Below are 6,591 nucleotides of genomic sequence, written 5' to 3' on the forward strand. Positions count from 1 at the left end.
AGGCTCAGGCGCGCCCCATGCCATCATATCAGCGCACCGAACCATCAGTGTCGTCGATCTGGCGCTGCGGCAGCAGCAACACCCAGCCCAGCACCGGCCACAAGACCGCAGTCAGCACGGCCCCCTGCAACCAGATCCAGCCCGGCCAGGCGCCCATTAACCAGGCGGAAAGCGTCAGGCTCAAAAGCGTCGCGGCCACGATAATCGGCAGCATGTGCAAGGCCTGGCGCAGCAGGTCGAAACGCAGCAAGCGGCGATGCAGCGCCTGCGCCCCATAGACCACCAGCACATAGGTCAGCGCATGCTGCCCCAACAGCACGGTGTCGTGCACATCCATCAGCAGGCCGAACACAAAAGCCACCAGCATGCCGATGCGCCGCGGTTCGTGCGCGGCCCAGAATGCCAGAGCCAGCAACAACAAGTCCGGTGAACTCGGCCAGGCGCGCCATGGCAGCAGAGACAGCAGCCAGAAGCCGATCAAGGTGACCCAGACGAACCAGCCCCGGGCTGGCGTCAGCATGTCGTCTTCAACGATACGGGCGCGCGGCACTGGCGGGCGCGCCGACCGGGACCGCAGCGCGGCGCTGTCGAGCTTATCCGTCATGGCGCTTCCTCAGGCTCCGCCGTGTCAGGCCGGGCTTCGGCTTCCCCATCGAGCAGCACCAGGAAGTGCCGGTAGCGCTCCGGGTGCGACAAGGGCTCACCGACCGCGCTGGCAAAGCCCGATTCCGTATCTCGTTCCACGCGCTCGATACGCGCCACCGGCAAACCGGCAGGGAAAAAGCCGCCCAGACCGCTGGTCACCAGCACATCACCTTCTTTGATGTCATCGTCAGCCGACAGGTAGCGCACTTCCACCTTGCCAGGCGACTTGCCGCCAAATGCGATCAGACGCAAGCCGTTGCGCAGCGATTGCACCGGGATGGATACCCCTTCATCGGTCAGCAGTGCCGCTTCCGCCGTCATCGGCGTCGTGCGGACAATCTGCCCGACCACCCCGCCCTCATCTATCACCGGCATGCCGGGCGCGATACCGCTAGAGGCGCCCTTGTCGAAGACCAGGCGGCGGTTATACACGCTCAATGGTTCGTACATGACCTGCACCACCACCGAGCCGCGTCCGGCGGGACGATCTTCCACCCCGAGCAGACGGCGCAACTGCGCATTTTCAGCGGCCAGCTGCACGGCATGTGTGGAGATTTGCGCCAATTCGATGCGCTGGCGCTGCAGCACTTCGTTCTCGGAACGGATCAGTGTTGCCGCATTGAGCCAGTCATTGACCGACCGAACCAGGTCGCGCGGCAGCAATACCGCCCGCTGGAACGGATAAATGGCCACACTCAGGCCCTGGCGTACCGGCTCCAGGGCCGGGCGCCATTGCGCATCAGCGACCATCAACACCAGCGCCAGCAGCGCCAGAGCGATCATTCGGGTTTCAAGCGAGGGCGCATGCTTGAACAAGCGCGGTGCAGGAGCATGTTGCATATCAAGCCAGAAACCGACCCGGCCTGCACATCAGGCCAGAATTATTCGTTAACGAAGATCGCGCCAAGTTTTTCAAGATGCTCTAGCGCATCGCCGCAGCCACGCACCACGCAAGTCAGCGGATCCTCAGCCACAACGACCGGCAAGCCGGTTTCTTCCTGCAGCAGGCGGTCCAGATCACGCAGCAAGGCGCCGCCGCCCGTCAGCACAATCCCTTTGTCGGTAATATCCGCGCCAAGTTCCGGCGGCGTGTTTTCCAGCGCCACTTTGACTGCCGATACGATCTGATTGAGCGGGTCGGTCAGCGACTCCAGGATCTCGTTGGACGAGACCGTGAAGCTGCGCGGCACACCTTCAGCCAGGTTGCGGCCCTTGACCTCGATTTCGCGGACTTCGGAGCCGGGGAAGGCCGAGCCGATTTCCTTTTTGATCAGTTCGGCCGTCGGGTCGCCGATCAGCATGCCGTAGTTGCGGCGGATATAGGTGACGATGGCTTCGTCGAACTTGTCGCCGCCCACCCGCACCGAGCCTTTATAGACCATACCGCCCAGCGAAATAACCGCCACTTCGGTGGTGCCGCCGCCGATATCAACGACCATGGAGCCGCTGGCATCGGACACATTCAGGCCGGCGCCAATGGCAGCCGCCATCGGTTCTTCGATCAGGAATACCTGGCTTGCCCCTGCGCCCTGGGCCGATTCCCGGATAGCACGGCGCTCGACCTGGGTGGAACCGCAGGGAACGCAAACGATGATACGAGGGCTGGGCGCCAGCATGTTGCGGGGGTGCACCATGCGGATGAACTGCTTGAGCATCTGCTCAGTCACGGTGAAGTCGGCGATGACGCCGTCCTTCATGGGCCGGATGGCTTCAATATTGCCGGGCACTCTGCCCAGCATCTGTTTGGCCTCCTGGCCTACCGCCTGAATGATTTTCTTGCCGTGAGGGCCACCCTCATGGCGAATGGCAACAACGGAAGGCTCATCGAGTACGATACCTTTGCCACGGACATAAATCAGCGTGTTGGCGGTACCCAGGTCGATCGCCATATCGCTGGAAAAATAACTGCGCAAGAATCCGAACATGGGAACTCAGCTAGCAGGATTGCGTGGGAAACTGGCGCCAGCGGTCAGCCAGAACGCCACGAGGAGACCAGTTTAGCGTCGGGCAGACAAAGCTCACAGACACACTACCCTGGCCAGGCCGAATGGATTATGAATCATAACTTATAATTTTCGCTCGCCCTTTAAGAAGCAATGAGTTTTCAGACTTTCTTACTTCTTAGCTGGCCCATTTCCTCTATTCCTCCAACTTCCTTGACAGACAGTCCGGGCAGGCCTTCATACGCCCCCGTCGCTGCAGAGAATTATGGCGCTCAATCAACAAGACGTGGCACGCATTGCCCGGCTGGCCCGCATCGCCCTGACGCCGGAGCAAACCGCCCGCACCCAGGATGAACTCAACCGCCTGCTGGATATCTATGCGCAACTCGGTCAGGCCGACACGCAAGGCGTGGCGCCTTTGGCCCACCCGCTGGCCGTGAATGGCGAAGTCGTGGCCCGCCTGCGCGAAGATGCCGTCACCGCTGCTCCCGCCAGTCCCGAGGAGCGCGACGCCCTGATGGCCAACGCTCCGGCGGCGGCCAGCGGCCTGTTCCTGGTTCCCAAGGTGATCGAATAATCATGTCCCATTCCCCTCTACATGCCGAGTTCGACGGCATTGCCGGCCTGCGCCAGGCCCTGGACCAACGCCAGGTCAGCGCTGCCGAGCTGGCCCAGAGCGCGCTGGATGCCATCGGACATCATGACGCCCTGAATGCATTCCTGCATGTCGATGCAGACCTTACGCTGGCCCAGGCCCGCGCCGCCGACGCCCGTATCGCTGCGGGCCAGGCCGGCGCTCTGACCGGCGTGCCCATCGCCCACAAAGATACGTTCGTGACCCAGGGCTGGCGCACGACTGCCGGCAGCCGCATGCTGGGCAACTATGTCAGCCCCTTTGATGCCACCGTGGTTGAGAAGCTGCTGGCGGCCGGCACGGTTTCGCTGGGCAAGCTCAACTGCGACGAGTTCGCCATGGGTTCGGCCAATGAGAATTCGGCTTTCGGCCCGGTGCGCAACCCCTGGGATCAAAATGCGGTGCCCGGCGGTTCATCCGGCGGCTCGGCGGCGGCTGTGGCCGCAGGCCTGGTGCCTGCCGCGACCGGTACGGATACCGGTGGTTCGGTGCGCCAGCCGGCCGCCCTGTGCGGTGTCAGCGGGATCAAGCCGACTTACGGCGCCGTGTCGCGTTTCGGGATCATTGCCTATGGTTCCAGCCTGGATCAGGCCGGCCCGCTGGCGCGCAGCGCCCGGGATGTGTATCTGATGCTCGATGCCATCGCCGGTTTCGATGCCAAGGATGCCACCAGCCATGACATTCCCGATGGCTGGCTGGCGCGCGATTACGATGCCAGCCAGGCCGCGCAGGCGGCTGCGGGCGCCCGGCCGCTGGAAGGCCTGCGCATTGGTTTGCCGCGCGAGTATTTCAGCGCTGGCCTGGATCCTCAGGTGGCGGATGCCATTGAGGCCGCCCTGCGCGAGTTCGAGGCGCTGGGCGCCCGCCGCGTGGAGATTTCGCTGCCGCGCACGGAGCTCGCCATTCCCGCCTACTATGTGATTGCGCCGGCGGAAGCCTCCAGCAATCTGGCGCGTTATGACGGGGTGCGCTATGGCCATCGCGCCGAGCAATATACCGATCTGAACGATATGATCAGCCGGTCGCGCGCCGAAGGTTTCGGGACCGAGACTCAGCGCCGCATTCTGCTGGGCACTTATGTGCTGTCGCATGGCTACTATGACGCCTATTATTTGCAGGCCCAGCGTCTGCGCCGCTTGATCGCCGAAGATTTCCAGAAGGCCTTGCGCGAAGAGTGCGATGTGATTCTGGGCCCGGTGACCCCGCAGGTGGCCCGCCGCATCGGCGAGAACAGCGATGACCCTCGCGCTGACTGGCTGTCCGATATTTATACGCTGGGCGTGAATCTGGCCGGCCTGCCGTCTGTCGCCATTCCCTGCGGTTTCGATACCACGCGCGCCAAGCCGCTGCCCGTGGGCATGCAGTTGATCGGCAACCATTTCCAGGACGGCCGCTTGCTGGCTATCGCCGAGCGTTATCAGCAAGTCACCGATTGGCACCAACGTAAACCGGAGTCGCTCTAATGGCCTGGGAAATTGTCATCGGGCTGGAAACCCATACCCAGCTTTCCACGCAGTCGAAAATTTTTTCCGGCAGCAGCACGCGTTTTGGCGCTGCGCCCAATACCCAGGCGAATCTGGTGGATATGGCGCTGCCCGGCAGTTTGCCCGTGCCCAATTACGGGGCCGTGGAGCGCGCCATCCGTTTCGGTCTGGCGGTCGGCGCGCAGATTGCGCCGCTTTCGGTGTTTGCCCGGAAGAATTATTTCTATCCTGATCTGCCCAAGGGTTATCAGATTTCCCAGTTCGAGATCCCTGTCGTGCTGGGCGGCAGTCTGAGTTTTTTTGTGGGCGAGGAGCGCAAGACGATTAATCTGACGCGCGCCCACCTTGAGGAAGATGCAGGCAAGTCGCTGCATGACGAGGTGACGTTCGCCAATGGCGCGCCTGCGACCGGTATTGACCTGAATCGTGCCGGGACGCCGTTGCTGGAGATTGTCTCCGAGCCGGAAATGCGTTCGGCAGCCGAGGCCGTGAGTTATGCCCGCGCCTTGCATAGCCTGGTGGTCTGGCTGGGGATCTGCGACGGCAATATGCAGGAAGGTTCTTTCCGCGTGGATGCCAATGTGTCGGTGCGGCCGGTGGGGCAGAAGGCGTTCGGCACGCGTACCGAAATCAAGAATGTGAATTCGTTCCGGTTCCTGGAGCGGGCGATTCTGTTCGAGGCCCGCCGCCAGATCGAGCTGATCGAGGATGGCGGTACGGTGGTGCAGGAGACCCGCCTGTACGATGCCGACCGCGATGAGACGCGCAGTATGCGCAGCAAGGAAGATGCGCACGATTACCGCTATTTCCCCGATCCTGATTTGCCTCCGATTGCGATTTCACCGGAGTGGATCGAGGAGGTTCGCGCCGCGATGCCGGAGCTGCCCGCCGCTTTACAGGCCCGGTTGCAGGAGCAATATGGCGTGACGGCTTACGATGCGTCGCAGTTGGGCGCAGACCGCGAGACGGCCGCGTTTTTCGAGCAGGCTGCCGCTGCTGTGCCTGAGGGCCATGCCAAGACCGTGGCAAACTGGATTATGGGCGAGTTGGCTGCAGCGCTGAACCGCGATGAGAAGACGATTGCGGATAGCCCGATTCAGGCCGCCAGTCTGGCCAAGCTGGTGAGCCGGATTGCGGATGGCACGGTGTCCAATAAGATTGCCCGCGAGATTTTTGCTGCGCTGTGGGCGGGTGAGGGCAATGGCGATGCCGATGCCATTATCGAGGCCCGCGGTTTGAAGCAGATCAGTGATTCGGGCGCGATCGGTGCGATGATCGACGAGGTGCTGGCTGCCAATCCGGCGATTGTCGAGGAGTATCGCGCTGGTAAGCAGAAGGCGTTCAATTCGCTGGTGGGTCAGATTATGAAGGCCGCCAAGGGGAAGGCGAATCCTCAGCAGGTGAATAGTTTGCTGAAGGAAAAGCTGGATAGCTGAGCGTTCCGGCAGGTGCCGTGAGAGGAGCAGGCGCAGGAGGTTTCTGCGCCTGCTTTTTTTTGTGGCTGACGGGGGACAGCAGGGTTGCAGCGTGTTGCGTATGTTCCGCGCTGGGCTGAGATCGGTTTGCTAAGGCCGCGCTCTGGGGCCCAGCCGGTCTGAGGCCGATCGCATGGTTCCGGCTGCGCCGGAACTGCCCGTCATCGGAGCGGCCAACGGGGCGGCCGCGCAACTCGCGAGGCCAACAGTCCACCGGACTGTTGGCATGCACTCGCTCAGACATGCGCGGCCTTGCATCCCCGTTGGCCGCTCCGATGACGGCATGCTCCACGCCCCCAGACCGGCTGGGCCCCAGAGCGCTGGTTCAGGTTCTCAGTATCGGGCTGGTGGCGATGGGGCTAGGCGTGAGCGCAAGGGAAGATAGGTTTGGTGGCGGGTTGCGCTGTGAG

Annotated in this window: 6 protein-coding genes; 3 read left to right on the forward strand and 3 right to left on the reverse strand. The window is 62.7% G+C overall.

Annotated elements, in window-relative coordinates:
- Positions 1-28: 28 nt before the first annotated feature.
- From mreD to ACTJGZ_RS09890, 3 genes are all read right to left on the reverse strand, one after another.
- Positions 29-520: a rod shape-determining protein MreD gene (gene mreD / locus ACTJGZ_RS09880; protein ID WP_441662759.1), complete on the reverse strand. Its 492-nt coding sequence runs from the start codon at positions 518-520 to the stop codon at positions 29-31.
- 80 nt (positions 521-600) lie between these two features.
- The gene (mreC, locus tag ACTJGZ_RS09885) at positions 601-1,485 is read right to left on the reverse strand and encodes a rod shape-determining protein MreC (RefSeq protein ID WP_441662754.1); all 885 of its coding nucleotides are present in this window, start codon (positions 1,483-1,485) and stop codon (positions 601-603) included.
- Between the two features lie 41 nt (positions 1,486-1,526).
- Positions 1,527-2,570: a rod shape-determining protein gene (locus ACTJGZ_RS09890; protein ID WP_068367261.1), complete on the reverse strand. Its 1,044-nt coding sequence runs from the start codon at positions 2,568-2,570 to the stop codon at positions 1,527-1,529.
- Between the two features lie 283 nt (positions 2,571-2,853).
- Here ACTJGZ_RS09890 and gatC point away from each other — a divergent pair, with 283 nt between their 5' ends.
- Genes gatC through gatB form a run of 3 tightly spaced genes read left to right on the forward strand, consistent with a single transcriptional unit; the run spans position 2,854 to position 6,142 of the window.
- The gene (gene gatC / locus ACTJGZ_RS09895) at positions 2,854-3,165 is read left to right on the forward strand and encodes an Asp-tRNA(Asn)/Glu-tRNA(Gln) amidotransferase subunit GatC (protein WP_441662755.1); all 312 of its coding nucleotides are present in this window, start codon (positions 2,854-2,856) and stop codon (positions 3,163-3,165) included.
- Positions 3,166-3,167: 2 nt separating this feature from the next.
- A complete protein-coding gene (gene gatA, locus ACTJGZ_RS09900) occupies positions 3,168-4,685 on the forward strand; it encodes an Asp-tRNA(Asn)/Glu-tRNA(Gln) amidotransferase subunit GatA (RefSeq protein ID WP_441662756.1) in 1,518 nt (505 codons plus the stop codon).
- Positions 4,685-6,142 (forward strand): Asp-tRNA(Asn)/Glu-tRNA(Gln) amidotransferase subunit GatB, encoded by a 1,458-nt coding sequence (gene gatB / locus ACTJGZ_RS09905; RefSeq protein WP_441662757.1) that lies wholly within the window; start codon positions 4,685-4,687, stop codon positions 6,140-6,142. Before gatA ends, gatB begins: the two co-directional genes overlap by 1 nt.
- Positions 6,143-6,591: the final 449 nt, after the last annotated feature.

The organism is Kerstersia sp. (assembly GCF_052103615.1).
In the GTDB taxonomy this organism is placed as follows: Bacteria; Pseudomonadota; Gammaproteobacteria; order Burkholderiales; family Burkholderiaceae_B; genus Kerstersia.